Below are 21,679 nucleotides of genomic sequence, written 5' to 3' on the forward strand. Positions count from 1 at the left end.
GCCATTCGTCAAATGGCTAAACACCTACTTTTGCGGACGATTCGCGGACCGTACGGTGAGCCCGGACCTGTACACAAGAACTGGGAGCCGCCCGTGCACCCGCGTTACGCGCGCATCGCCGACGAACTCCGGGCGGCCATCCTCGGCGGTGAACTCCCGGTCGGCGCGCCCCTGCCCTCGGAGACGGTGCTGGCCGCCCGGCACCAGGTCGCGCGGGGGACGATCCGCCAGGCCGTCGCGGTGCTGACCGCCGAAGGGCTGGTGGGCTCCCGCCAGGGTGCCAGACGGATCGTGCTGGGCCGCGAACGCAGCCAGAACTTCGCGGTGCTGAACAGTTTCGCGGAGTGGGCGCGGGCCGCCGGGCACGAGGTGACCGGCCAGGTGATCGAGCAGCGCCACCGCACCGCGGGCGCGGCCGAGGCGGCCCGTCTCGGGCTGGCGGTCGGCGACCCGGTGCTCCAGGTGCTGCGGCTGCGCCGCCTCGACGGCGTCGCGGTCCTGCTCGAACGCACCGTGTACGCCGGCTGGCTCGCCCCGGCGGTCGAGCGGTTACCCGCCGACTGCGACTCGGTCACGCAGGCCCTCTACGAGTCGCGCGGGCTGGTGTTCGCGTACGGGGAGCACCTGATCGACGCCGTCGCGGCCGGGACGGACGACGCCCGCCTGCTCGGCGTGCGGCGCGGCGGGCCGCTGCTGCGGCAGCGGCGGGTGACGACGACGCGCGAAGGGCGCCCGGCGGAGTGGTCGGACGACCGCTACCGGGCCGGCAGCGTGACGTTCGCGATCCGCAACGCGGCGGGCGCCCTCGCGGTACACCCGCAGGACTAGCTGTAGAAACCGTTCTCGATGCGGTCCTTGAACACCGACTGGATGCCCTGGTGCGCCATCACGCCCTGCGAGACGGTGTAGTCGATCAGCAGGATGCTGGCCTCGAACGTCAGGTTCTCGGTCACCCGGGTCCCGGCCGCGCCGAGGTCCTCGAAGGTGATCGTCTGGTGGGTGATGACGTTGGGCAGCGTCCACGAGTCGACCTCGTAGAAGTACCCCGCCGCGTTGATGCGCTGCTGGGCGTGGGTGTTGATCGGCGTCGCGGGCAGCCCCGGCTGGAGCGGCGTGTTCTCGATCGCCGTCTGGTTGATCGTCCGGACCCCGCCCGAGGTGGTGTCGGCGTGCACGACCACCCGCTGGAGCAGCGGGTTGGCCCCGATGTGGTTCTCGAAGTTCGAGTAGATCCCGAAGACCTCGTCGCGCGGGGCGGCGATGTCGACCGAGATGCTCTGCGACCGGGCGGCCCGGCCGAGCGCGGGGTTGGGGTGGTTCAGGGCCTCGATCAGGTTGTACGTCGTGCGGGCCAGCTCCCACTGGACGGCGACCAGCGGGTCGGAGTCGGCCCTGGCGGGCGAGCTCATGACGGAGAGGACCATCGCGAGGGCGAGCAGTGGAGCGCTTAACAGCCGGAACGGCTTCTTTCTCATGGGCACATCACACCCCATTGGCCGTTGGAACGCTCCTGGCAACTCCTGCCAGTCTTTTCAGGGCACCAGCTTGTAACCCACGCCGCGCACCGTTTCCACGACATTCGGCTCGCCGAGTTTCGCGCGCAGATGCGCGATGTGGACGTCGAGAGTACGCGCCGCCGACCGGCTCAGGTCCTTCCAGTTCTCCAGCAATAGCGTCTGCTTGGTGACGACCTCGCCGGGCGTCTGCACGAGACGCCGCAGTAACGCGAACTCCTTCGGCGTGAGCGGCACATTCCGGCCGTCGCGCCAGACCAGATAACGCCGCGCGTCGATCTGGATGTCGCCCGCCTGCAGCACGTCGGTCTTGCCGCCCCGGGTGCGCCGCAGGACCGCCTCCAGCCGGGCCTCCAGTTCGTCCATGCAGACGGGTTTGACCAGGTAGTCGTCGGCGCCGGCACGCAGCCCGCGGACCCGCTCGGCCCGGTCGTCGCGGGCCGACAACACGATGATCGGCACGTCGCTGACCCGCCGGATCTCGCGGCACGCCTCGGTCCCGTCGTCGCCCCGGACGCCGAGAAAGACGACGTCATATCCGAGAGTGGCCGTCCGGTCGGAACCGACCGTGACCGAATATCCGCTTTTCGCCAGCGCCGCCTCGATCTCGGCCGCCGTCTGAGTATCTTCGTCCACGACGAATACCCGCATGTCTCCCCGTGTTAAAGCTGTGGCCCCCGCCCCGTCCGGGCAATACTGGTGGGTATCCGTTGAGCTGTCAATAATTGCCGAAGAACCAATTACGGGCTCGTCAAATGAATGGCCGCCTCCGCCGTGAACGGCAGGAAGGTGAACGACTCCTGGAGATAGAGCGTCACCGTGGTGTCGGTATGGCTGAGATATCCGATGGAGACGTCCTGGCCGAGGTGCAGGTCGAAGTCGCCGCCCCGGGTGGTGAGCACGACCGCCCCGCTGATCGCCGGAGCCCACACGATGTCGCCGCTCACGAACCGACGGAGGTGCTCGATCACGGGGTAGCCGTGGTCGGCCGTCTCTGCCACCCCGGTGTAGGCGTCGGCCGACAGCAGCACCGAATAGGGGCCGTCGACCCCGGCCATGCGCAGGATGCCGAGTGCCTGCGCGATGGCGTCGGGATAACCGCGCACGTCGGCCGGGAGCACCAGCGGCGCATGGGCGCTGAGCGGGATGACGCCGGAGACGTCGCCGGGGCCGTACCCCTCGAAGACGGCCTGATCCTCGGCGATGGCCAGCGCGGCGGCGGCGTCCTTGACCGGCTGCCAGTCGGAGTCGTTCGACCCGCGCTCGACGTCGTCGATCGCCTCGCGGTCGAGCTCGAACGGCCGGCGCAGCTCGACCAGCCGCGACACCTCCCGCCGCCGCGCCTGCACGCCGGTCGCGGGCGGCTGGATCGGCGTGGTGTGCCCGGTCGACACGGCCGACAGTTCGGTCCCCTCGGGGCCGTGCACGTCGACCACCCGGCGTCCGGCGATGTGCCGTTTGAAGGTGCGGGCGGCCTCCTCCTCGATCTGCGCCCAGGCGGCGTCGGAGATCGGGGCCAGCTCCCGATGGAGGTTGTTCATGTTTGCGGCACTCCCTTGAGGTCACCGATGATCAACCGGCCCGTTTGCACGGGCTCCGGCGGGTCTTCCAGGAAGGCTCCTGAGGGGACGAAGTAGAGGGAACCGGTCAGCGCGGTGGAGAAGTCGAGGATCCGGTCGTAGTTGCCGGGCGGGTCTCCGATGAACATGTTGGTCAGCATGCGTTCGAGCAGGCCGGAGGTGCGGGCGTACCCGATGAAGTAGGTGCCGAACTCCCCCGCCGAGGCGTTGCCGAACGGCATGTTGTCGCGCAGGATCTTCAGCTCCTTGCCGTCCTCCTCGATGACGGTGAGCGCGTTGTGCGCGTTCGGGGGCTTCACGTCGTCGTCGAGCTCGACGTTGGAGAGCTTGTGGCGGCCGATGACCTTCTCCTGGTCCTCGGTCGCGAGCCCGTTCCAGGTGGCCAGGTCGTGGACGTACTTCTGGACCAGGACGTAGGAGCCGCCCGCGTAGTCGGGGTCCTCGTCGCCGATGAGCACCGACTGGTAGGCCAGGTCGCCGGTCGGGTTCTCGGTGCCGTCGACGAAGCCGAGCAGGTCACGAGCGTCGAAGTAGCGGAAGCCGTGCACCTCGTCGGCGCTCGCGACCGCGTCGCGCAGCCGGTCCATGATCAGCCCGGCCAGCTCGAAGCAGAGGTCGTGCCGGTTGGCCCGGATGTGGATCAGCAGGTCGCCCGGGGTCGAGGGGGCGTAGTGGGCGCCGCGGATCTCCTGGAGCGGGTGCAGCCCCGCGGGCTTCGGCAACCCGGGGTAGAGCCGGTCCCAGAACTGCGACCCGAACCCCAGCACGCACGACAACCCGGGGTCGAGCGACCGGAAGCCGACCGTGCGCAGCAGCCCCGCGAGGTCTTCGCCCAGGTCCCTGACCGCCTGGTGCCCGGTGGGCTTGATCGTGGCCACGATGAAGATGGCCGCCGGGCTCAACGAGCCCAGCACCGCCTGCACACCGCTGCGATGATCCTCCACCCCGTAAGGCGTCGCCGCTGACATGGTCGATGAACCTCCTGATCCGGTACGGGTTCGTCTATGCCCGGTAGTGGGAGACGACGGCCGGCTGGCCGGTGTAGTTGGGCCCGGCGGTGTCGTCGGCGCCCAGGTATTCGTAGGGGAACTCGATCGTCGCCGGGCCGGTGCGCGAGACGCGTTTGTTCCTCGGGTCGTAGGCGAAGCCGCGGCTTCTCAGCGTGGCCAGCAGCTTTCTGCGCGATCCGGCCTCGACGGAGGCGATGTCGAAGTTGGCCACGAATCTGCCGTTCTCCGTGAGCCATCCGGCGACGTCGGTGAGTGTTTTCAGCTTGTCGCCGAGGTAGTGGAGTCCGTGGACGACGGTGATCAGGTCGTATCGCCGCTCCGGCCGCCAGCCGGGGATCGACGCCACGACCAGCTCCAGGCCCTTTCCCTGCGGCACGGCGAAATGGCCGACCAGGTCGACTCCGGTGACGTCGGAGCCGAGCATCGCGGCCTCGGCCAGGGCGTGGCCCTCACCGCAGCACAGGTCGAGCCACGATCTGCCTCTCACTGCCTCGGCCAGGTCGAAGCCCAGCTCGCGGGAGTAGCCGCGCAGGCGGCGGCCCCGGTTCATGGCGTTGTTGGCGACGACCGAGGAGGCGTCCAGCTCGGCCGGGCCCAGCAGCCTCATTCGGGCCGGAACTCGTGCACGACCTCGATCAGGCCGACGATGTGCCGGTTGAACTCGTCGAGGTCCTCGGCCGGGACCCACAGTTCGAGGATGGTCTCGCCGCCTGCTTGCTGGACGGGGTAGCGCCCGGCGAACTCGGCGTCCACCTCGAACCGGGTGACGTAGCCGACGCCGGAGGCCGGGACGTTCCAGTCGCGGGCGATCTTGACGGCGTAGTCCTCGTTCAGGACCGGGTAGAAGATCGGCTGCTCGGGCAGCCTCGGGGGCCACGCGGTGAAGCCCGACCTTCTGACCAGCTCCAGCTCCTCGGGGCCGGTGGGACGCCACAGCGTCATCGTGCGCATATGCCCTATTTTGTCGCCAGCTGGCGAAATCGGCGGGCGTTTCGCACCGCCGCGCCGGTGGGGTCGTTGTTGAAGTAGACGTATCCCTCGCCGGGAAGTCGTTCGAGCCAGGTCTTCATCGCCCGGTCGCCGTATTCGGGCGGGTGCTTCTTCGACGTTCCCTCGTGGAAACGCAGATAGGTCCACGTCGTCGTCTGCCAGAGCGGGCTCATGAGCCGCCCGCGCCGGTCGCTCCACACCAGAGCGGCACGATGGCTTTCGAGAGTTCTACGGGTGGCGTCGTTCCACCACGATTCATGGCGCGGTTCGACGGCCAGCTCGACGCCTTTCGGGAAACACCGCAGGCAGCCGTCGAGCACGTCCTCCGCATAACGGAGGGTGGGCGGCAACTGGATGAGGATCGGCCCGAGTTTCTCCCCCAGCCCTTCGGCCACCCCCATCAGCCGGGCGACCGGTTCCTTCGGGTCGGTGAGCCGTCTGACGTGGGTGAGATATCGGCTCGCCTTGACCGCCATGACGAAATCATCGGGGGTCCGGTCGTGCCATTCCTCGAAGGTCTCGCGCCGGGGCAGCCGATAGAACGCGCCGTTGTTCTCGACGGTGCCGAATTCCTCGCCGTAGCGCTCCAGCCAGCGTTTCTGCGGCACGCCGGGCGGATAGAGCACCCCGCGCCAGTCGGCGTACTGCCACCCGGACGTTCCCACCCGCATTACCCCAGCCTAGGCTTCGGCGGGTGAACACCAGGGAGATCGCCCGCCGTTTCGCCCAGACCTGGCAGTCAGGCTGGGCCGCCCACGACGTCGACCTTCTTCTTTCCCTGTACGACCCGGGCATCGTCCACCACTCGATGCCCTTCCGCGAGCCCCACCGGGGCCTCGACGCGCTGAGGGAGTATCTGACGTGGTCGTTCTCCGAAGAGAACGTGCTCGACGTGCGATTCGGGGAACCGCTGGTCGACGGCGACACGGCGGCGATCGAGTTCCGGGTGCGGGCCCGTGAAGGGGACCTGGCGGGGTGCGTTTTCGTGACGTTCGACGCGGCGGGATTGGCCATCGCGACCCGCGACTATTGGCACATGTCAGATAATCCCGAAGAACCACGGTGACCAGGGCTGTTCGTGCAACGGGATTCCGATTCCGATTTCGCCCACAGAGTCGCACTGCTCTCCCGCGTGGGCGTGCATTTCGAACGGGCCCGGTCACCGTCCCCGCACTCGGCGAGTTCCGAGCAGCCGTTCCGGGCGGATGCCAGAAATCTGGAGCGAACCAGCGTCCGCGCCCATCCCGGATACGTCTAGAACGTCATGAAGCGAATTCTGCCGCTCATACTGTTGGTCGCCTCCTGCGCCGACCCCGGCCCCGCCCATGTCTACGCGTGCAACCAAGAGCCCGTCCCGCTGGCCGGTCTGACCGGCCCGCCGGCGACGCGGCTTGGCCCCGACGGCCAGGCCGCGCTGAAAGGGGAGGAGGTCGAAGGGCGGATCGAGGAGCTCGAGAAGTGGCACGTCGTCGAGGAGAGCGCCGACCGGGTGGCGCTGATCCGCGAGCTCGATGAGCCCGTCCCTCAGGACCACGGCGAGAGCACCCACCATTACGTGCTGATCGAGCGCTGGCTCCCGGGTGACGCGTGGGGGCTGCGCACCTCCACCCGCTGCGATCTGAAGCGGTCCGTCCCCGGCCTCGGTCCCGCCGAGGTCGCCCTCGGGTCGGCGTCGGGCACCCGCCTGAACCTGCTGGTCACCGAACGCGACTGCGCGAGCGGCCAGCCTGCGGGAGACCGGGTCGAGCTGGTCGAACTGGAGGAGACCGATCAGGAGGTCCGGCTGGTCGTGGCGGTCCAGCCGCAACGTGGACGAGAGGGATCGGTCCTGACCTGCCAGGGCAACCCGCCCACGCCCTTCACCGTCGAACTCTCCGAACCGTTGGGCGGCAGGTCGGTCGTGAACGTCGGCGTGTACCCCGCCCGGCGGCTGTAGCATCGCCCGGTGAATCTCCCCGCGTGGTACGCCGCCCTCCCGGTCGCCATCTCCGCCGCCGGTGTGCTGTTCACCGACGAAGACGGCCGGGTGCTGCTGGTGCGGACGACGTACAAGAACGATTGGGACCTCCCCGGAGGGGTGATCGAGGTCGGCGGCGGCGAGACGCCCGCGGCGGCGGCCCGCCGGGAACTGCGGGAGGAGCTCGGCCTCGACCGGCCGGTGGGCGACCTGCTGAGCATCGACGTCCGGCCGGCCCGGCCCGACCGCCGCGCGCTGCTGGCCTTCCTCTTCGACGGCGGGCGGCTGGGCGCCGACGACCTGGCCGAGATCCGGTTCCTCGACGGGGAGATCGCCGAGGTGCGCTTCGTCGCCCTCGACGAGGTCGGCGGCCTGGCCGAGGCGGCGCTGACCCGCCGTATCCGCGCCACGCTGCGGCATCCCGGTCCGGGCCTGCTGTTCCTGTCGGACGGCGACCCGACCGGGGATGATCGTGCCCATGGACCACATGAGCGCCCTGATCGACCAGAACACCCGCTTCGCTGACCTGCTCGCCGGCGCCGACGAGACGACCGAAGTGCCGACCTGCCCCGGCTGGACCCTGAAGCAGCTCTTCCGCCACGTCGGCCGGGGCGACCGCTGGTCGGCCCAGATCATCGGCGACCGGATCGGCGAATACCTCGACCCGCGCGAGGTCCGCGACGGCAAACCCCCGGCCGACGTCGAAGGCGCCCTGGCCTGGTTCCGCGAAGGCCCGGCCATCCTCCGGAACGCCGTCGAGGAGATCGGCCCGGAGACGTATGTGTGGACGTTCTCGGGCCCCCGCCCGGCCGAGTGGTGGGTCCGCCGCCGCCTCCACGAGGCGACGATGCACCGCGCCGACGCGTCCTTCGCCCTCGGCCGCCCCTACGACCTGGCCCCGGACCTGGCCGCCGACGGCATCGAGGAGTGGATCGACACCGTCGCCTCCTCCCGCCCGACCCTCGACCCCGAGGTGACCGTCCACCTGCACACCACCGACACCGAGGGCGAGTGGATGCTGCGCGGCGAGGAGGACAGGGTGGTGTGGGAACTCGGCCACGGGAAGGGCGACCTGGCGGTCAGGGGCCCGGCGACCGACCTGTTCCTGGCGCTGCTGAACCGGCGCGAGGGCGACCTGGAGATCTTCGGCGACGCGGCGATCTGGACGTCGTGGCGCGAGAAGGCCCGCTTCTGAGGGGGTCGGGCAAACAGAAAATCCCAGGCCGGAACGGTGTTCCGATCTGGGATTCTCGCTGTGCGCCGCCAGGGACTCGAACCCCGGACCCGCTGATTAAGAGTCAGCTGCTCTAACCAACTGAGCTAGCGGCGCTTGAAGCCCTTGTAGGTTACCGCGACTCCGAACCCCCACCAAATCGGGCTACAGTAGAACATCATTCGGTACGCCCAAGGGGAAGCCCACGTGACCTGGTTCGCCTCACCGTCGGAAGCCGTCACCCGTCTCCGCCAGACCGGATACCTCTCCGACGACGCCATCGCCACCTCGGTCTTCCTGGCCGGCGTACTGGAGAAGCCCCTGCTGGCCGAGGGCCCGGCCGGGGTGGGGAAGACCCAGCTCGCGAAGGCGATAGCCGAGGCGACGGGCGCAGACCTGGTCAGGCTCCAGTGTTACGAGGGGCTCGACGAGGCCAGGGCCCTCTACGAGTGGAACTACAAGAAGCAGCTGCTCCGCATCCAGGCCGACGACGACGCCTGGGACGACATCTTCGCCGAGGAGTTCCTCCTGGAGAGGCCGCTGCTCAAGGCGATCAGGTCGGAGCGGCCCACCGTCCTGCTGATCGACGAGACCGACAAGGCCGACGTCGAGGTCGAGGGCCTGCTGCTGGAGATCCTCTCCGACTTCCAGATCACCATCCCCGAGCTCGGCACCATCACCGCCACGCGGCGGCCGTTCGTCGTCCTCACCTCGAACGCGACCCGTGAGCTCAGCGAGGCGCTCAAACGCCGCTGCCTCTACCTCCACCTCGACTATCCGACCCCGGAACGCGAGCGCGACATCGTCCTGGCGCAGGTGCCGGGCATCGCCGAGACGGTCGCCGAGCAGCTCGCCAGAACCGCGGCCACGCTGCGCGCGCTGGAGTTGAAGAAGTCGCCGAGCATCGCCGAGACCGTCGACTGGGCGCACACCCTGCTCGCGCTGGGCCGCGAGGTGCTCGACGAGCAGACCGTCGCCGAGACGCTGGGCGTCGTCCTGAAGCACCACTCCGACCAGCAGCGGGCGGCCAAGGAACTGGGCCTGCGGTGATCGACCGGCACATCGGCTTCGTGCACGCCCTGCGGGAGACCGGGCTGCCGGTCTCGCTGGCCGAGGGGCTCGACGCCGCCCACGCCCTGCGGCACATCGACCTCGCCGACCGGGAGACCCTCCGCGCGGCCTACGCGGCCACGCTCGTGAAGCGGCCGCAGCACCGGGAGGGCTTCGACGTCCTGTTCGACCTGTGGTTTCCGTCCACGACGCAGGGCCCGCGCAAGCACCGGGGCGAGGACCCCGAAGACCTGCGCGACGAACTCGCCGAACTCCTCAACGGCGATCCCGCCGAGTTGCGGGCGTTCGCGCAGGCCATGGTCGAGCGGTTCGGCCAGGTGCAGGCCGGGCCCGGACGCCAGTCGTGGTTCTCCTATCCGGTCATGCGCGCCCTCTCCCCGCAGACCCTGATCGCCCGCCTGCTCGGCGAACGCGGCGGGCTGCCCGAGAAGGTGGCCCGCCGGCGCATCGCCACGAACATCGCCGCCTTCGAGGCCGAGGTCGCCACCGACGTCAGGCGCAGGATCGCGGAGGAACAGGGCCGCGAACGCATCACCAGATCGGCGGTGCGGCCGCCGATCGACCGCCGCGACTTCCTGCGGGTCACCAAGGCGGAGCTCGCGGAGATGCGGCGGGAGATCCATCCCCTGGCCCGCAGGCTGGCGACCCGGTTGTCGATGAAGCACAAGAAGGGCGACCGGGGGCGGCTCGACTTCCGCCGGACGGTCCGGGCGTCGTTGCAGTCGGGCGGGGTGCCGCTGACCACCCACCTGAAGCCCCGCCGCCCGCACAAGCCGGAGCTGGTCGTCGTCACCGACGCCAGCGACTCGGTGTCGGGCTTCGCGCAGTTCACCCTGCTGCTGACGTTCGCGTTGCGGGAGCAGTTCACCAAGGTCAGGGCGTTCGCCTTCGTCGACACCGTCGACGAGATCACCAAGTATTTCGCTCCGGGCGCCGACGTCCTCGACGCCATCACCCGCATGACCACCGAAGCCGACATATCCAGATTCGGCCGCACCGACTACGGCCACGTGCTCAGGACCTTCGAAGAACGGCACGCCGACGCCCTCACCCCGAAGACGAGCCTGCTCATCCTCGGCGACGCCCGCTCCAACTACCAGCAGCCGAACACCGAGACCCTGAAACGCCTCACGGGCAAGGTCCGGCACGCCTACTGGCTCAATCCCGAGCCGCGAGACCAGTGGGACACGGGCGACTCAGTGGCGAGCGGCTACGCCGCGATAATCCCGATGTACGAATGCAGAAACGTCCGCCAACTAGCCGCGTTCATCGAAGAGACCGACGTCGGAGGCTGAACGTGCGGGACGAGCTCAGGCTGGTGATCCCCATCTGGAACGGCACGCTCCTCCTGGCGGACACGCAAGGCCCTTTCAAGGAGGCGTTCGTCGCCCCCGGCGAATTCGCGGGCGCGACCGACGGCAACCTCACGGTGCTGAGCAATTTCAACACCCGCGATTCCGAGGTCATCCTGCAGCGCTGGGACGAGACCCCGCCCGCCGACACCAGCCTCGACGCGGACATCGCCGAACTGTCCGTCAGGTTGGCCTCCGGAAAGGTCGCGCCCTACCTCCTCATCAGCGGCGAGGTCTACGAGCACCTCGATCTGGGCCATCGCGACCTCACCTGGCGACTGCGCGTCCTCCGGTCTCCCACAGGTGTCCCGGATGATTACGACGACGAAGAAGACGACCCGATAGACGAGACGTTCGTCTTCCAGTTCTGGCCCGCCTGACCGCGCCCGGCGTTGACCGGTCGTGACCGGTCGACGTCAGCGCGCATCAGGCCGGACGACCGTGGCTACTATGCGGTCCATGCCCTGGAAGACCGGGATGGTCGCGCGCGACCCGTCCGAACCGCACCGTACCGCCACGCCCCTTGAGCTGCTCTTCGACCTGGTCTTCGTCACCGCCGTCGCGCAGGTCGCGGCGCAGCTCGACCATGCCCTGCTCGAAGGGCACACCGCCGAGGGGATCGTCAGCTATCTGATGATCTTCGCGGCGATCTGGTGGGCCTGGATCTCGTTCACGTGGTTCGCCAGCGCCTTCGACTGCGACGACGGGCCCTACCGGATCATGGCCTTCGTGCAGATCGCCGGGTCGCTCGTGCTGGCCGCCGGGGTGCCCGCGGCGTTCAACGATCTGGACTTCCGGTGGACGGTCCTCGGCTACGTCATCATGCGGATCGCCTACGTGGCGCAGTGGTTGCGGGCCGGGCGGGAGCATCCGACGGTCCGGCTGCTGGCGATCAAGCTGGCGGCGGGGACCACGGCCGTGCAGGTCCTGTGGGTGCTGCAGCTGCTGCTGCCGGACGACTACCGGATCCTGGCGTTCATCGTGTTGTTCCTGGTCGACCTGTCGGTGCCGTGGTTCGCCGGGTGGAACGCCGAGCAGGGCGGGTTCCACGCCCATCACATCGCCGAGCGGTTCGGCCTGTTCACCCTGATCGTCATCGGCGAGTCGATCACGGCGGCGACGCTGGCCATCCAGGGGGCGTTCCAGGCGCAGGGGCACGTGCTCGAACTGATCGTGCTGGCCGTGGCGGCGTTGCTGATCTCGTTGTCGATCTGGTGGCTCTACTTCGGCTACATGGACCACAAGGCGCTGACGACCAACCCGCGCACGACCTACATCTGGTCGTACGGCCACTACTTCATCCTGGCCGCCATCGCGGCCGGCGGGGCGGGGGTCGCGGTGGTCGCCGGGTCGGTCGGCGGGCACGGCGTGCACCTGCCCGAGTGGGGGGTCGCGCTGGCGGTCGCCGTTCCGGTGGCGGTGTTCCTGTTCGCGTACGCCGCCATCGACGCGCTGGCGAACGGCAGGCGCGACCTGAAGCCGGTCGTGTTCGCCGGCACCGGGGTGCTCGTGCTGGCGCTGACGCCGCTGGCGACGGTGATCGGGGGGCCGTGGACGACGCTGGTCACGGCCCTGATCGTGGTCGCCCTGCTGGCGAAGGAGCTGCTAGCGCATCCGGCGGAGGATGCGCGCAGCCGTGCGACCGAGTAGCTCGACCTGCTCGGCCGTCAGTTCCGCCGTGGGGTTGCGCCGGATGAAGCCGGGGATGCGCCTGGGGTAGGCCACGGTCAAGCCCTCGCCGCTGACCACGCCTGCCCTGTTGGCGATCGTGCACCCGTGCAACGCGAGCACCGGGCTGATGGTGACCGGGATGCCGGTCTCCTTCGACAGCACCTCGGCCAGGTCGGTCGCGGCCCCGATGAGGCCCTTGGCGACGCTGGTGCCGTACTTCTCGTCGAAGAAGAGGCGCTTGCCGTGCTTGGCGACGATCGTGTCGGGTGAGTAGGCCTCGTTGTCGACGATCCACAGGCCGCCGGGCCCGATGATCAGATGGTCGACCGAGGCCTTGCCGGGCACGGCGCGGCCGTCCATCACGTGGTAGCCGCGGCGGCGGAGCATCGCCCGGAGGAGGCGGCCGGTGCGGACCTCTCCCCTGCGTTTCCCGCGCCAGACGGCGGTGCGTTCGTGGGACCGCCAGGCGATGAAGGCGTCGGTGCCGCCGGCCAGACCGGCGAGGACGATCCCGGTGGCGACGACGTTCCAGCCGAATCTGCTGGCGAGGAGGCTTCCGACGATGAGACCCGCGACCGCGTAGGCGGCGCGGAGCCGGAGGCGGTTCTTCCGGCCGGCGAGCCAGAAGGTCAAGTACAGGTTCTGCGGCGACGAACCGGTGAACTTGTCGTCGCGCGGGACATAGATGGACCCGTTGGGCACCCTGCACTCCCGGTTAGTTAGGACTGCTTTGCCTAAGGCGTACCCGATCAGGAATCCCAGATCCCCGATGGTGATGGAACTAGCACACTTACGCCACCACCGGGGAAACACCCTCTTCTTGACCGACCAGTCGGTATGCTGGTCGTCGATCAGAGGAGGCCGGTATGGCGCGTTTGAGCACGTCCGTCGAAGAGCCGGTACGCCAGCGGTTGTTGTCGGCGGCGACGCGCCTGTTCGCCGAGAAGGGCTTCGAGAGCACGTCCGTCCAGGAAATCGTAGCCGCCGCCGGCGTCACAAAAGGGGCGATGTACCACTATTTCGACTCGAAAGATGATCTTCTTCAGGAGATCTACGGACGGGTCCTGCGTATGCAGATGGACCGCCTGCGGCGTTTCGCCGACGGTGAGGGAACCGTCGCGGAGCGCCTGCACGCCGCGGCCGCCGATGTGATCAACACCACAGTCGACAACCTCGACGATTCGAAGATCTTTTTCAGGTCGAATCATCAGCTGGCCCCCGACACCCGCAAGATCGTGCGCGCCGAGCGCCGCCGCTACCACGAACGGTTCCGCGACCTCGTGATCGAGGGCCAGCAGGAGGGCGTCTTCCGGAGCGACGTGCCCGCCGAGATGGTGGTCGACTTCTTCTTCGGCTCCGTCCACCACCTCGGCACCTGGTACCACCCCGACGGCCCGCTCACCGGCGTCGAGGTCGGCCGCTACTTCGCCGACCTCCTCCTCCGCTCGCTCACCCCTTAAATACTTTTTCCGTTACGGCTCCGCCCACCCCGGCCCCGCCCGCCGCCCCCGCCCCGCGCCGCACCCGGCGCCGACCGGCCGCTCCCGGCACGCCGGGCGACGGCTACTCCGGGGCCGGCAGGCCGACCAGGGGGGCCAGCGCGTTGCGATGGTCGCCGGGGGTCCCGAAGGCGATCGCGTCGGCCTTGGCCCGCTTCAGGTAGAGGTGGATGGGATGTTCCCAGGTCATCCCGATGCCTCCATGCAGCTGGAGGGCCTCCTCGGCGGCCCGTACCGCGACCTCACCGCAGTGCGCGGCGGCGACCGCCACGGCCACCCGGGCATCGGCCCCTGCGGCGAGCTGATCGGCGGCGTTGCGCGCCGCCGCCCTCGCCCCCGCGACCTCCAGCCACAGATCGGCGAGCCGGTGCTTGAGCGCCTGGAACGACCCCACCGGCCGCGCGAACTGCCGCCGCTCCTTCAGATAGCCGACCGTGGCGGCGAGGCACCACTCCGCGATCCCCACCTGCTCCGACGCGAGCAACCCGGCCGCGAACAGCAGCGCGTCGGGCACCGACCCCCCGTCGAGCACCAGGGCGGGGGCCCGCTCGAACGTGACCGTGGCCAGCGGCCGCGTCACGTCGAGCGACACCACCGGCTCGACCCGGGCCCGGTCACCCTCCACCACGGCGACCCGGCCCCCGTCGAGCGGCACCACGAAGAGATCCGCGCCGACGGCGCCGGCGACCCCGGTGAACCGCCCGCTCACCCTTTCGTCCTCCAGGATCACCGCGGCGTTGGCGACCGCCGGCTGTCCTGCCGCCCGATCGGCGTCGACCACCGCGACCGGAACGGCGCGATAAGGCGAGGCCGCCAGCGACACGCACAGGGCCGCCGTCGCCTCCCCCGACGCCAGTCGGGAGATGTCGGCGTATCCCGCGTCCACCAGCACCCGGGTCGCCAGCACCGACGAGGTCAGGAACGGCGACGGGGTGACCGCGCGGCCGAGTTCCTCCAGCACGACCGCGGCCTCGCGGGCCGAGCCGCCCTCGCCCGGCGCCAGCAGGCCGGCCACGCCGATGTCGCGGGCCAGGCCGTGCCAGGCCGCGGCGTTCTCGCCTTCGGCGGCGGCGGGGGCCTTGTCGGCGAGGAGGTCGCGGACGGCGGTCCGGAGTTCCTCCTCGACCTCGGTGTAGAGCAGGGTCATCGAGGCAGGTCCTTCCAGGGCGCGGCGACGTCGGTTCGGGTTTCCGCCGGCAGTCCGAGCACCCGCTCGGCCACGATGTTGCGGAGGATCTCGGAGGTGCCGCCCTCGATCGAGTTGCCCTTGGCGCGCAGGTAGCGGTAGCCCGCGCCCCGGCCGAGGAAGTCGACGCCGTCGGGGCGGCGGAAGGTCCAGTCGTCGTAGACCAGGCCGTCTTCGCGCAGGAACTCGACCTCCAGGGCCGAGACCTCCTGGTGGTGGCGGGCGAACAGCAGCTTCATGCCCGACCCCTCGGGGCCGGGCTCGCCCGCGAGGAGCTGCTCGCGCAGGCGCTGGCCGGTCAGCCGCATCACCTCGCCCTGCACCCACAACTCCAGGGCCCGCTGGTGGAGGTCGTGGCCGCGCAGCTCGGGCCGGGCCTGCCACGCCTCGGTGAAGACGCCCATCATGGTGCGGCGCGGCGACCCCGACGCCCCGATGGCGACACGTTCGTTCATCAGCGTCGTCTGGGCCACCCGCCAGCCTTCGCCGACCTCGCCGAGGCGCAGGTCGTCGCCGAGCCGGACGCCGGTCAGGAAGACCTCGTTGAACTCGGCCTCGCCGGTGATCTGGCGCAGCGGCCTGACCTCGACCCCGGGGGCCTCCATGTCACACACGAAGTAGGTCAGGCCCCGGTGTTTGGGCAGGTCGGGGTCGTGCCGGGCGACCAGGATGCCCCAGCGGGCATGGTGGGCGCTGGACGTCCAGACCTTCTGGCCGTCGACCACCCACTCGTCGCCGTCGCGGACCGCGCGGGTGGCGAGCCCGGCCAGGTCAGACCCGGCGCCGGGCTCGGAGAAGAGCTGGCACCAGACCTCCTCGCCGGTCCAGAGCGGGCGCAGGAACCGGCGTTTCTGCTCCTCGGTGCCGTAGGCGAGGATCGTCGGCGCGGCCATGCCGAGGCCGATGCCGATGCGGCCGGGGTGGTTGTCGGGCGTGCCCCGGAAGACCTGTTCGACGACCCCCTGCAGGTCGCGCGGGGCGCCGAGGCCGCCCAGCCCTTCGGGAAAGTGCACCCAGGCCAGCCCGGCGTCGAACCTGGCCCGCAGCCAGTCGAGCGGGCTCAGCCCGGAAGGGTCGTGCCCGGCCAGGAACGCCTCCGCGCGCTGCCTGACCGTCGTCGCGTCCACCACGTGGTTCCCCTGTCTGACGTCGTGCCAAAGTCGTACCGCACCGGCTCTCGCGTCCGGTATCGGTGGAATCACGTGTGCTTCTTCAGCTCCCGGTAGGCCAGGGAGCGTTTGTGGACCTCGTCGGGGCCGTCGGCGAAGCGCAGGCTGCGGGCGCCCGCCCAGAGGGCGGCCAGCGGGAAGTCCTGGCTGACGCCGCCCGCCCCGTGGACCTGGATGGCCTTGTCGAGGATCCACTCGACGGCGACCGGGGTGGCGATCTTGATGGCCTGGATCTCGGTGTGCGCGCCCTGGTTGCCCACGGTGTCCATGAGCCAGGCGGTCTTCAGCACCAGCAGCCGCAACTGCTCGACCTTGACCCGCGACTCGGCGATCCAATCTTGCACGACCCCCTGCTGGGCCACCTGCTTGCCGAACGCGGTGCGGGCCAGCGCTCTCTGGCACATCATCTCGATGGCGCGTTCGGCCATGCCGATGAGGCGCATGCAGTGGTGGATGCGGCCCGGCCCGAGCCGCGCCTGGGCGATGGCGAAGCCGCCGCCCTCCTCGCCGACAAGGTTGGCGGCCGGGACCCGGACGTCCTCGAAGATCACTTCGGCGTGGCCGCCGTGGTCGCCGTCGGTGTAGCCGAAGACCGACATGCCGCGTTTGACGGTCAGGCCGGGGGTGTCGCGCGGGACCAGGATCTGGCTCTGCTGGCGGTGCTTGGCCGCCTCGGGGTCGGTCTTGCCCATCACGATGAAGACGGCGCAGTCGGGGTTCATCGCGCCGGTGATGAACCATTTGCGGCCGTTGACCACGTACTCGTCGCCGTCGCGGACGATCGAGGTGGCGATGTTGGTCGCGTCGGAGGAGGCCACGTCGGGCTCGGTCATCGCGAACGCCGAGCGGATCTCGCCGTCCAGCAGCGGTTCGAGCCAGCGCTTCTTCTGGTCGTCGGTGCCGAACTGGTGCAGCACCTCCATGTTCCCCGTGTCGGGGGCGGCGCAGTTGGTCGCGACCGGGGCGATGGCCGGGGAGCGGCCCATGATCTCGGCGAGGGGGGCGTACTGGAGGTTGGAGAGGCCCTCGCCCGGCAGGAACAGGTTCCACAGGCCGCGTCTGCGGGCCTCGGCCTTCAGCTCCCCGACGATCGGCGGCGCGCTCCAGCCGCTCTCCCGCGCCTGCTCCTCGAAGACCGGTTCGGCCGGGTAGACGTGCTCGGCCATGAAGGCTTCGAGCTTCTCGCGGTAGTCGCGTGTGGTCGCGTCGAAGGCGAAATCCATGTCAGACCTCCCGAAGGCCGCGCTCGACGAGCGGCGCGACGATGTCCCCGATGTCCTCGAACCCGGCGCCGACGGTCAGCCCCTGGGTGAAGCGGAAGTAGATGCCCTCGGTGATGACCGCGAGCTTGAAGCAGGCCAGCCCGACGTACCAGCCCAGCCGGGCGGTGTCGCGGCCCGACCGCGCCGCGTAGTGGGCGGCCAGCGCGGCGCTGTCGACCTCGCCGCCGAGGGCGCCGATGTCGAGGTGCGGGAAATCGGCGTACAGGAGGAAGAGCGCCACGTCGGTGAGGGGGTCGCCGAGCGTCGACATCTCCCAGTCGAGCACCGCCGCGACCCGCCCGTCGCGGATCAGCGTGTTGCCGAGCTTGAAGTCGCCGTGGACGATCGCCGGCGGGCCCGACGCCGGCACGTCGGCGGCCAGCCGGGCGAACAGGTCGTCGATGCCGGCGACCTCGCGGCTGCGCGAGGCGTCGAGCTGCCGCTTCCAGCGTTTGACCTGCCGGTCGAGGAAGCCCTCTGGCCGCCCGAAGTCGCCCAGGCCCACCTCGGCCGGGTCGATCAGGTGCAGGCGCGCCAGGACGTCGGCCAGGTGCTCCCCCACCTCGGGGCTGAGCGGGGTGGGCGTGCCCTCGACGTACTCCATGACGTAGAAGGGGGCGCCGACCACCTCGGCGTCGTCGCAGAAGTGGTACATGCGCGGCACCGGCACGCCGGTGTCCTGCAGCGCGCCCATCACGCGGAACTCCCGGCCCATGTCGTGGGCGGTGGCCAGCACGTGGCCGAGCGGCGGGCGGCGCACTACGACCGTGCGGTCGGCGTCGCGGACGATGTAGGTGAGGTTCGACTTGCCGCCCTCGATCAGTTCGGCGGTCAGCGGGCCGCGCGTGACACCTGCCTCGGAGAGGCGGGCGGCGAGACGGTCGAGATCGAGTCCGGGCACTGTCACAGCTCGCGAGCATACCGACCAGCCGGTATGAGTGTCGACGACACTCGGGGGTGACAGCCGCAGTGGAGAGGACTTTTCTGGATATATCAGGACATGTGCCTAGCCCCCGCGACCCTAGGGTGACTCCCCATGGAACCGACGTTCTTCGAAAACCCCGACGAGTTCTACGCCTGGCTGGCCGCCAACCACGCCGCCGAGACGGAGTTGTGGGTCGGCTTCCACAAGCGGTCGACCGGCAGGCCGAGCCTCACCTGGCCCGAGTCGGTCGACCAGGCGCTCTGCTTCGGCTGGATCGACGGCGTGCGCAAGAGCCTCGGCCCCGAGTCCTATGTCATCCGCTTCACCCCCAGGAAACCCCGCAGCACCTGGAGCTCGGTGAACATCAACCGCATCCGTGAGCTGATCGACCTGGGGGTCGTCCACCAGGCGGGCCTGGCGGCCTTCGAGTCGCGCAGCGAGGACCGTTCGGAGATCTACAGCTACGAGCAGCGCCAGGCCGCCGAACTCCCCGAGGAGTACGCCGCCCGGTTCCAGGAGGACAAGGCCGCCTGGGACTGGTTCGAGGGCCAGGCCCCCTGGTATCGCCGGACCGCCATCTACTGGGTGATCAGCGCCAAGAAGGAGGAGACCCGGCTGCGCCGCCTGGCCACCCTGATCGAGGACTCCGGGGCCGGCCGCCGCATCAGGTCGGTGACGCGTCCCTGAACACCGCCGACAGGTATTCGGCGAAGGCGGCCCGCAGGTCGTCGAGCGTGGGCACGCCCCCGGCGCCGACGACGGCGTCGAACAGCAGCCCCTCGGTGAACGCGACCAGCTGGCGCCCCTGCCGCGCCGGGTCGGCGGTGCCGGCCTCGGTGAACATCGCGACGCCCTGGTCGCGGTAGCGGCGGCCGATGTCGTCGTAGACGGCGCGCAGTTCCGGGCGCCGGGTGGCCTCCAGGGCCAGTTCGTAGCGGGCGACGCTGCGCCGCCGGTCGACTTCGATCATCTTGTGCGTCGACACCGCCAGCAGCTCGGCCATGGCCGCGCGCCGGTCGGCCGGCAGCGGCCGGGTGAGCAGTTCGCCGAAGTGCGCGTCCTCCAGCTCGGTCAGCCGGGCGAGGGCGAGCTCCAGCAGCGCGGCCCGGCTGCGGGCCAGGTTGGAGGTGGACCCGGGCGGCAGCCCGGCCGCCGCGTCGACCGCCCGGTGGGTCAGGCCGCGCATGCCCAGATCGCAGAGGATCTCGATCGCGGCGTCGCCGACGAGCCGTACTCGCTCAGTGCTCACTTCCGCAGACTACACATGTAGTGCATACTACAGATGTAGTTTCCCAAGGAGGCATCATGAGACACGCCGTGGTGGTCGGCGCCGGGATCGGCGGTCTGACCTCGGCAGCCGCGCTGAGACAACAGGGGTGGGCGGTGACCGTGCTGGAGCGGGCCGCCTCGATCGAGCCGGTCGGCGCGGGCCTGGCGATGGCGCCCAACGCCCTGCGCGCCCTCGACGTGATCGGGGTGGGCGACCGGGTGCGCACGTTGTCGGCGTTCCAGGGCTCGGCCGGCATCCGGACCAAGACCGGCAAGTGGTTGTCGCGCACCAGCGCCGAGGCCGCCGAGGCGCGCTACGGCGACCCGACCGTGCTGCTGCACCGGGCGGTGCTGGCCGAACTGCTCGCCGAGCAGGCCCCGGAGATCCAGCTCGGCACCTCGGTCGAGTCGGTCACCCCCGAAGGCGTGGTCACCACCACGAGGGGCGATCTGGACGCCGACCTCGTGGTGGCCGCCGACGGCATCCGCTCCCGCATCCGGCAGGCCCTGTTCCCGGCCCTGCCCGGCCCGGTCTACGCGGGCGTGACGAGCTGGCGGGTGATCGTCGACGGCGCCGCCCCGCCCGCCGAGTCGTGGGGCGACGGACAGGTCTTCGGCATGGCCCCCCTCGCCGGAGAACGGGTCTACGCCTACGCCACCGCACCCTCGGCCCCCGGCCTGACCAGCCCCGACGAGCTGGGCGAACTGCGGCGGCTGTTCGCCGGCTGGCACGACCCGATTCCCGGCCTGCTCGCCCGCGCCGACCCGGCGGCGGTCATCCGCACCGACATCTACAGCCTGGAGACCGCTCCCCCGGCCTTCCACTCCGGCCGGGTCGCGCTGGTCGGCGACGCCGCCCACGCCATGACCCCGAACCTGGGCCAGGGGGCCTGCCAGGCGATCGAGGACGCGGTCACGCTGGCGTACACGGACGATCTGGAGAGCTATTCGGCCGTGCGGATGGCGCGCACCGCGCCGATCGTGAAGCGGTCGCGGACCATCGCCCGGATGACCGCGTGGCGCAACCCGGTCGCGGCGGCGGCGCGGAACACGATGATCAGCATGGTCGGCCGGCTGGGCACCACGGCGATGTTGCGCCAGATGGACCCGATCCTGGGCTGGCGGCCGCCCGTCAGACCGTGACGGGCTCGGGCTTGGCCTCGGGCGCCGGCGAGTGGTCGGGCGCGAGGCGGCTGAGCGTGATGGTGCCCCAGACGAGGATCGCGGTCGCGATGAGCGCGGGCACGACCTGGCCGACCCCGGCCGGCAGGGGCTCGCCGAGCAGCACGGTCCCGGCGGTGATCGAGGTGATGGGGTCGACGATCTGCACGGTCGCGTAGGCGATGCCGAAGTAGCCGACCTCGTAGGACTTCTGCAGCAGCACCACGGCCGCGACCAGCAGGAGGGGGATCGCGAGGGCGAACCAGTGCAGCAGGTCGCCCCACGCGCCGGTGAAGTTGCCGCCGACGACGCGCACGAACGTCGAGACGGTCGCGGTCACCGCCCCCGCGCCGATCGACATCCAGATCGCCTTGCCGGGCCCGGCGAAGAACCGCGCCGACACGAAGCTGGCGGCCGCGATCAGCGCCACCACCAGGATCATCCCGACGCCCTCGCCGGTCGTCATCGACGGTTTCACGTTGTGGGCCGGGACCAGCAGCATCAGCCAGAGCAGCCCGACCGCGACGGCCAGCGAGCCGAGGTATTCGGCCCGGTGGGCCTTGCGCCCGTGCAGCCAGGCCGCGAGCGGCACCGCGAAGACGAGCGTGGCGACGCTGATCGGCTGGACGATGATGAGCGGCGCGAGGCTGAGCGCCACCGCGTGGAGGCAGGCGCCGCTGAAGCTGATGACTCCGCCGATCCACCAGCGCGGCCGGCGGACCAGCCGTAGGGTGGCTCCCTGGGCGACGGCCTCGAACTGCTGGAGGGCCGCGCCCAGCGCGTATCCGAGCGCGCCGAGCAGGGCGATGGTGAACCCCAGCCAGGTCATGGGCATGCTCCGGAAGATTCG

Annotated in this window: 26 protein-coding genes and 1 tRNA gene; 12 read left to right on the forward strand and 15 right to left on the reverse strand. The window is 70.2% G+C overall.

The features are described from left to right. The first annotated feature begins 93 nt into the window (after window positions 1-93). A complete protein-coding gene (locus AW274_RS21225) occupies window positions 94-828 on the forward strand; it encodes a GntR family transcriptional regulator (RefSeq protein ID WP_062435337.1) in 735 nt (244 codons plus the stop codon). On the opposite strand, the gene AW274_RS21230 is transcribed toward AW274_RS21225, so the two are convergent. The 7 genes from AW274_RS21230 to AW274_RS21260 form a co-directional block, all read right to left on the reverse strand. Next, a complete protein-coding gene (locus tag AW274_RS21230; RefSeq protein WP_062435340.1) occupies window positions 825-1,475 on the reverse strand; it encodes an SRPBCC family protein in 651 nt (216 codons plus the stop codon). The two genes, AW274_RS21225 and AW274_RS21230, sit on opposite strands and share 4 nt — an antisense overlap. A gap of 57 nt (window positions 1,476-1,532) precedes the next feature. Then, entirely contained in the window at window positions 1,533-2,150 is a 618-nt protein-coding gene (locus AW274_RS21235; RefSeq protein WP_232320217.1) for a response regulator transcription factor, read from the reverse strand. Between the two features lie 104 nt (window positions 2,151-2,254). Continuing rightward, window positions 2,255-3,055 carry a family 1 encapsulin nanocompartment shell protein gene (locus AW274_RS21240; protein ID WP_062435346.1) on the reverse strand — a complete coding sequence of 267 codons (801 nt, stop codon included), beginning with the start codon at window positions 3,053-3,055 and terminating at the stop codon, window positions 2,255-2,257. Beyond that, window positions 3,052-4,062 (reverse strand): Dyp-type peroxidase, encoded by a 1,011-nt coding sequence (locus AW274_RS21245; RefSeq protein WP_083974611.1) that lies wholly within the window; start codon window positions 4,060-4,062, stop codon window positions 3,052-3,054. The genes AW274_RS21240 and AW274_RS21245 overlap by 4 nt, the downstream gene beginning before the upstream one ends. A gap of 34 nt (window positions 4,063-4,096) precedes the next feature. Beyond that, window positions 4,097-4,711: a class I SAM-dependent methyltransferase gene (locus tag AW274_RS21250; protein ID WP_062435349.1), complete on the reverse strand. Its 615-nt coding sequence runs from the start codon at window positions 4,709-4,711 to the stop codon at window positions 4,097-4,099. Beyond that, a complete protein-coding gene (locus tag AW274_RS21255) occupies window positions 4,708-5,055 on the reverse strand; it encodes a hypothetical protein (protein WP_062435351.1) in 348 nt (115 codons plus the stop codon). The genes AW274_RS21250 and AW274_RS21255 overlap by 4 nt, the downstream gene beginning before the upstream one ends. A gap of 5 nt (window positions 5,056-5,060) precedes the next feature. Continuing rightward, window positions 5,061-5,765 carry a DUF72 domain-containing protein gene (locus AW274_RS21260; protein WP_062435352.1) on the reverse strand — a complete coding sequence of 235 codons (705 nt, stop codon included), beginning with the start codon at window positions 5,763-5,765 and terminating at the stop codon, window positions 5,061-5,063. Window positions 5,766-5,788: 23 nt separating this feature from the next. Between AW274_RS21260 and AW274_RS21265 the strand changes: the two genes are divergently transcribed. From AW274_RS21265 to AW274_RS21280, 4 genes are all read left to right on the forward strand, one after another. Next, a complete protein-coding gene (locus tag AW274_RS21265) occupies window positions 5,789-6,160 on the forward strand; it encodes a nuclear transport factor 2 family protein (protein WP_062435354.1) in 372 nt (123 codons plus the stop codon). A 198-nt stretch (window positions 6,161-6,358) separates the two neighbouring features. Then, window positions 6,359-7,030 carry a hypothetical protein gene (locus AW274_RS21270; protein ID WP_157520614.1) on the forward strand — a complete coding sequence of 224 codons (672 nt, stop codon included), beginning with the start codon at window positions 6,359-6,361 and terminating at the stop codon, window positions 7,028-7,030. Between the two features lie 9 nt (window positions 7,031-7,039). Beyond that, window positions 7,040-7,576 carry an NUDIX domain-containing protein gene (locus AW274_RS21275; protein WP_062435358.1) on the forward strand — a complete coding sequence of 179 codons (537 nt, stop codon included), beginning with the start codon at window positions 7,040-7,042 and terminating at the stop codon, window positions 7,574-7,576. Beyond that, the gene (locus AW274_RS21280; RefSeq protein ID WP_062435361.1) at window positions 7,530-8,246 is read left to right on the forward strand and encodes a maleylpyruvate isomerase family mycothiol-dependent enzyme; all 717 of its coding nucleotides are present in this window, start codon (window positions 7,530-7,532) and stop codon (window positions 8,244-8,246) included. The genes AW274_RS21275 and AW274_RS21280 overlap by 47 nt, the downstream gene beginning before the upstream one ends. Window positions 8,247-8,307: 61 nt before the next feature. Here AW274_RS21280 and AW274_RS21285 read toward each other — a convergent pair. After that, a tRNA-Lys gene (locus tag AW274_RS21285) sits at window positions 8,308-8,381 on the reverse strand. Between the two features lie 90 nt (window positions 8,382-8,471). On the opposite strand from AW274_RS21285, the gene AW274_RS21290 reads away from it, so the two are divergent. The 4 genes from AW274_RS21290 to AW274_RS21305 all read left to right on the forward strand — a co-directional run bounded on the left by AW274_RS21290 (window position 8,472) and on the right by AW274_RS21305 (window position 12,337). After that, complete coding sequence (locus AW274_RS21290; RefSeq protein ID WP_062435364.1) at window positions 8,472-9,314, forward strand: AAA family ATPase; 843 nt, start codon at window positions 8,472-8,474, stop codon at window positions 9,312-9,314. Then, window positions 9,311-10,630: a vWA domain-containing protein gene (locus AW274_RS21295; protein ID WP_062435367.1), complete on the forward strand. Its 1,320-nt coding sequence runs from the start codon at window positions 9,311-9,313 to the stop codon at window positions 10,628-10,630. Before AW274_RS21290 ends, AW274_RS21295 begins: the two co-directional genes overlap by 4 nt. Before the next feature lie 2 nt (window positions 10,631-10,632). After that, a complete protein-coding gene (locus AW274_RS21300; protein ID WP_062435370.1) occupies window positions 10,633-11,067 on the forward strand; it encodes a hypothetical protein in 435 nt (144 codons plus the stop codon). Window positions 11,068-11,146: 79 nt separating this feature from the next. Beyond that, window positions 11,147-12,337 (forward strand): low temperature requirement protein A, encoded by a 1,191-nt coding sequence (locus tag AW274_RS21305; protein WP_198169344.1) that lies wholly within the window; start codon window positions 11,147-11,149, stop codon window positions 12,335-12,337. Here AW274_RS21305 and AW274_RS21310 read toward each other — a convergent pair. Next, window positions 12,293-13,060: a nuclease-related domain-containing protein gene (locus tag AW274_RS21310; RefSeq protein WP_062435375.1), complete on the reverse strand. Its 768-nt coding sequence runs from the start codon at window positions 13,058-13,060 to the stop codon at window positions 12,293-12,295. The genes AW274_RS21305 and AW274_RS21310 overlap by 45 nt on opposite strands. Window positions 13,061-13,224: 164 nt before the next feature. On the opposite strand from AW274_RS21310, the gene AW274_RS21315 reads away from it, so the two are divergent. Further along, a complete protein-coding gene (locus AW274_RS21315) occupies window positions 13,225-13,818 on the forward strand; it encodes a TetR/AcrR family transcriptional regulator (protein WP_062435378.1) in 594 nt (197 codons plus the stop codon). 103 nt (window positions 13,819-13,921) lie between these two features. Here AW274_RS21315 and AW274_RS21320 read toward each other — a convergent pair whose 3' ends face one another. The 4 genes from AW274_RS21320 to AW274_RS21335 form a co-directional block, all read right to left on the reverse strand. Continuing rightward, complete coding sequence (locus AW274_RS21320; RefSeq protein WP_062435381.1) at window positions 13,922-15,004, reverse strand: acyl-CoA dehydrogenase family protein; 1,083 nt, start codon at window positions 15,002-15,004, stop codon at window positions 13,922-13,924. Next, window positions 15,001-16,173, reverse strand: coding sequence for an acyl-CoA dehydrogenase family protein (locus tag AW274_RS21325; protein WP_062435385.1), 1,173 nt, complete (start codon window positions 16,171-16,173; stop codon window positions 15,001-15,003). Before AW274_RS21325 ends, AW274_RS21320 begins: the two co-directional genes overlap by 4 nt. Before the next feature lie 68 nt (window positions 16,174-16,241). Beyond that, entirely contained in the window at window positions 16,242-17,435 is a 1,194-nt protein-coding gene (locus AW274_RS21330; RefSeq protein WP_062435388.1) for an acyl-CoA dehydrogenase family protein, read from the reverse strand. Between the two features lies 1 nt (window position 17,436). After that, window positions 17,437-18,381, reverse strand: a complete 945-nt coding sequence (locus tag AW274_RS21335; protein ID WP_062435391.1) for a phosphotransferase family protein — start codon at window positions 18,379-18,381, stop codon at window positions 17,437-17,439. A 129-nt stretch (window positions 18,382-18,510) separates the two neighbouring features. On the opposite strand from AW274_RS21335, the gene AW274_RS21340 reads away from it, so the two are divergent. Continuing rightward, window positions 18,511-19,086 (forward strand): YdeI/OmpD-associated family protein, encoded by a 576-nt coding sequence (locus AW274_RS21340; RefSeq protein ID WP_062435394.1) that lies wholly within the window; start codon window positions 18,511-18,513, stop codon window positions 19,084-19,086. Here AW274_RS21340 and AW274_RS21345 read toward each other — a convergent pair. Continuing rightward, window positions 19,064-19,648, reverse strand: a complete 585-nt coding sequence (locus AW274_RS21345) for a TetR/AcrR family transcriptional regulator (protein WP_062435397.1) — start codon at window positions 19,646-19,648, stop codon at window positions 19,064-19,066. The genes AW274_RS21340 and AW274_RS21345 overlap by 23 nt on opposite strands. Before the next feature lie 56 nt (window positions 19,649-19,704). Between AW274_RS21345 and AW274_RS21350 the strand changes: the two genes are divergently transcribed. Further along, entirely contained in the window at window positions 19,705-20,811 is a 1,107-nt protein-coding gene (locus AW274_RS21350) for an FAD-dependent monooxygenase (RefSeq protein ID WP_062435400.1), read from the forward strand. Here AW274_RS21350 and AW274_RS21355 read toward each other — a convergent pair. Beyond that, complete coding sequence (locus AW274_RS21355; RefSeq protein ID WP_062436174.1) at window positions 20,801-21,658, reverse strand: DMT family transporter; 858 nt, start codon at window positions 21,656-21,658, stop codon at window positions 20,801-20,803. The genes AW274_RS21350 and AW274_RS21355 overlap by 11 nt on opposite strands. Window positions 21,659-21,679: the final 21 nt, after the last annotated feature.

Source organism: Herbidospora daliensis, assembly GCF_001570585.1.
GTDB classification, from domain to species: domain Bacteria; phylum Actinomycetota; class Actinomycetes; order Streptosporangiales; family Streptosporangiaceae; genus Herbidospora; species Herbidospora daliensis.

Coding starts and splice junctions, on each gene's coding strand:
- AW274_RS21230 (WP_062435340.1), bottom strand. CDS start 1,475: ATGAGAAAGAAGCCGTTCCGGCTGTTAAGCGCTCCACTGCTCGCCCTC.
- AW274_RS21240 (WP_062435346.1), bottom strand. CDS start 3,055: ATGAACAACCTCCATCGGGAGCTGGCCCCGATCTCCGACGCCGCCTGG.
- AW274_RS21245 (WP_083974611.1), bottom strand. CDS start 4,062: ATGTCAGCGGCGACGCCTTACGGGGTGGAGGATCATCGCAGCGGTGTG.
- AW274_RS21250 (WP_062435349.1), bottom strand. CDS start 4,711: ATGAGGCTGCTGGGCCCGGCCGAGCTGGACGCCTCCTCGGTCGTCGCC.
- AW274_RS21255 (WP_062435351.1), bottom strand. CDS start 5,055: ATGCGCACGATGACGCTGTGGCGTCCCACCGGCCCCGAGGAGCTGGAG.
- AW274_RS21260 (WP_062435352.1), bottom strand. CDS start 5,765: ATGCGGGTGGGAACGTCCGGGTGGCAGTACGCCGACTGGCGCGGGGTG.
- AW274_RS21270 (WP_157520614.1), top strand. CDS start 6,359: ATGAAGCGAATTCTGCCGCTCATACTGTTGGTCGCCTCCTGCGCCGAC.
- AW274_RS21280 (WP_062435361.1), top strand. CDS start 7,530: ATGGACCACATGAGCGCCCTGATCGACCAGAACACCCGCTTCGCTGAC.
- AW274_RS21305 (WP_198169344.1), top strand. CDS start 11,147: ATGCCCTGGAAGACCGGGATGGTCGCGCGCGACCCGTCCGAACCGCAC.
- AW274_RS21315 (WP_062435378.1), top strand. CDS start 13,225: ATGGCGCGTTTGAGCACGTCCGTCGAAGAGCCGGTACGCCAGCGGTTG.
- AW274_RS21320 (WP_062435381.1), bottom strand. CDS start 15,004: ATGACCCTGCTCTACACCGAGGTCGAGGAGGAACTCCGGACCGCCGTC.
- AW274_RS21330 (WP_062435388.1), bottom strand. CDS start 17,435: ATGGATTTCGCCTTCGACGCGACCACACGCGACTACCGCGAGAAGCTC.
- AW274_RS21340 (WP_062435394.1), top strand. CDS start 18,511: ATGGAACCGACGTTCTTCGAAAACCCCGACGAGTTCTACGCCTGGCTG.
- AW274_RS21350 (WP_062435400.1), top strand. CDS start 19,705: ATGAGACACGCCGTGGTGGTCGGCGCCGGGATCGGCGGTCTGACCTCG.
- AW274_RS21355 (WP_062436174.1), bottom strand. CDS start 21,658: ATGACCTGGCTGGGGTTCACCATCGCCCTGCTCGGCGCGCTCGGATAC.